This window comes from Kosmotoga sp. DU53 (genome assembly GCF_001639905.1).
In the GTDB taxonomy this organism is placed as follows: Bacteria; Thermotogota; Thermotogae; order Petrotogales; family Kosmotogaceae; genus Kosmotoga; species Kosmotoga olearia.
Genome location: NZ_JGCK01000056.1, coordinates 1 through 2,186, shown reverse-complemented (window position 1 = coordinate 2,186; position 2,186 = coordinate 1). Strand labels below are relative to the sequence as shown.

Annotated in this window: 2 protein-coding genes; both read right to left on the bottom strand. The window is 47.5% G+C overall.

All coding sequences use genetic code 11. The annotated features are described in order from the left end of the window. Nucleotides 1-892 precede the first annotated feature (892 nt). The gene (locus DU53_RS06970; RefSeq protein WP_063728251.1) at nt 893-1,279 is read right to left on the bottom strand and encodes a putative toxin-antitoxin system toxin component, PIN family; all 387 of its coding nucleotides are present in this window, start codon (nt 1,277-1,279) and stop codon (nt 893-895) included. Continuing rightward, nucleotides 1,276-1,551, bottom strand: coding sequence for a type II toxin-antitoxin system prevent-host-death family antitoxin (locus DU53_RS06965; RefSeq protein ID WP_015868659.1), 276 nt, complete (start codon nt 1,549-1,551; stop codon nt 1,276-1,278). The genes DU53_RS06970 and DU53_RS06965 overlap by 4 nt, the downstream gene beginning before the upstream one ends. Nucleotides 1,552-2,186 lie beyond the last annotated feature (635 nt).

Sequence of the window (2,186 nt, the reverse complement as noted above, 5' to 3'; positions counted from 1 at the left end):
TACTACCTCCGCATGGCCTTCAGAATAAGTCGCATATAACAGAATCGGTTTCTTCTTCCACACAGGCATCGGTTTTCTACCCCTTTCGAGGAATATGCCCAACCCTATAATGGATTACTTGCCTGCCCCAGCCATTTCAGACCACCGTCGGCATTTCAGCCTCCGTTACGGGCTCCTGTTATATTCGCTTCCCTTTGTGCCATTTCCTCAACCCTTCCCCCCTTCGCAAGTAACAGACCCTTTCGGTTCCTGTTACCCCCATCGCTCAAGGCGATAGTCCCTTCTCCTTTCAGAGAGGTTCAACACTACTACGGGTTCATCTGCCATCCTCCTCCGCTTTACCGGTCCTTGGGTCTCCCCTTGTTCCGGCTTACCCATTTTGGGACGAGTGAGGACTTCCCCGGGTAAGACATACAGCTTTCATCCGAATCCTGCCATCCAAACCTGTAGAGTTGGAGCTCGGGCTTACCCATTCACGGCAAGGTTACCCACTCTACCGGCCAACACTGGTTCACTTTCGTTCAGTTCCGGATTTTGCCTTAGGCTTCCTTCAGATTCACCGTTACCAGTGACACCCTTGCCCTCAGCTAATGCTTATTCCGCTCCCCGCATTCGGGACTTTCACCCTATAGTTGTATGTCATGCCGGGCACACCGTGACAACTCTGAAAGAGTTCGGATCAATCCCGAAGGGATTCGTATCTGCCGCACAGCGGCCCTCTCGGTTCTCGGATCTCGGATCTCAGCTTTTCATCAGCGTCCGCAAGCCTCAGTCTTCGAGCGTCGCTCCATCAGCTGACAGCCTCGCGAGCGTCTTGTTTTTTCTCGGACTCTCGGATTCTCGTGTTTTTTTGTCGCAAGCATCTATTATTTTCCCCACTCCGAAGGAGTGCTTACTCCCGATGCAAAAATTCGTCAGGCGAAAAAACTTCAACATCATCAACAGGAAAATGTTTTTTATTTCCGGTAATGATTACGGCACCAGCGGAGGCCGCAACTTCATAGAAAGGAAGATCGTAAGGATCAGGAAGCACTGGATCTAGGGGTTTAGGTGTAACGAAAATTCCATGCCGTTTCAAATATCGAAGAAATATTTCTACGAGCGATGGATCAAAACCAAACTTTTTTCTCAAAAGCACATGTTCATATTCGTTAAATATCCTGGCATCAAAGCAAGGAACAATTTGACCGGCAATTATCATATTCAAGATCGTGGCAGGCTTACTGTAAGGCTTAAGTAAGGCAGAAACGAGTACATTTGTGTCAATAACGACCTTCAAAGCTCTCGCCTTGCCTTTCTTATTTCTTCTTCAATCTCTTTATCGCTCAACTTTGACCTTCCCGATGCCAGGGAACCGAGTCTCATTTTCTCCACAGCAAATTGAGCCAAAGCCTGGTCTATTAATTTCAACAACTCTTCTACATCATCACCAGCCTTTATCATTATCGCCTTTGGCTTTCCCTTTGAAGTTATTACAATTTCATCATCCTCAAGAATCTTCCATAACCTTGAAGGATTATTCCTCAAATCCCTCGAGGGAATAAATTTCACGTTACTCACCTCCATTCTCGAGACCTTTTACTACATAACAACATACATATTCACATACATTATAACATACATTTCAATCAGCGTACCGGCTTCCCTCTCGTCCTCTCGAATTCTCGGTTCTCAGTCATCTATGCAGACACTAAAAAACTTACCCGTATCATAAAAAGGAGAATCTGTCCTATACCCAATCGGATTCTCAGTCCAAAGGTCAGGGTTCGATTCGCAGTGGCGATGCCATATTCCTAAAACATCTAATCATACCCGCAAAGTCGACAGCTTGATCCTGCCCACCGCCACCATAACTCATCAGAGTTTTCCTTTAACGTATTAATCCTCTTATCCCTGTCTCAGTCTCCGAATCTCAATTTTTCCAATCTCGCGTACGACCGACAACGAAAATGTGTCCCCCCCTGACTTCGTCAGGCTTACCCCTAGCGAAGCTAGGCTCACCCCCGGCGCAGCCAAGCTTACCCACGCGCTAGCGTGCTTACCGGATCTCGGATTCTCGGATTCTCGGCTTTTATTCAGCGTCTGCAAGCCTCAGTCTTCGAGCGTCGCTCCACCAGCTGACAGCCTCGCGAGCGTCTTGTTTTTTCTCGGACTCTCGGATTCTCGGATTCTCGGCTTTATTCAGC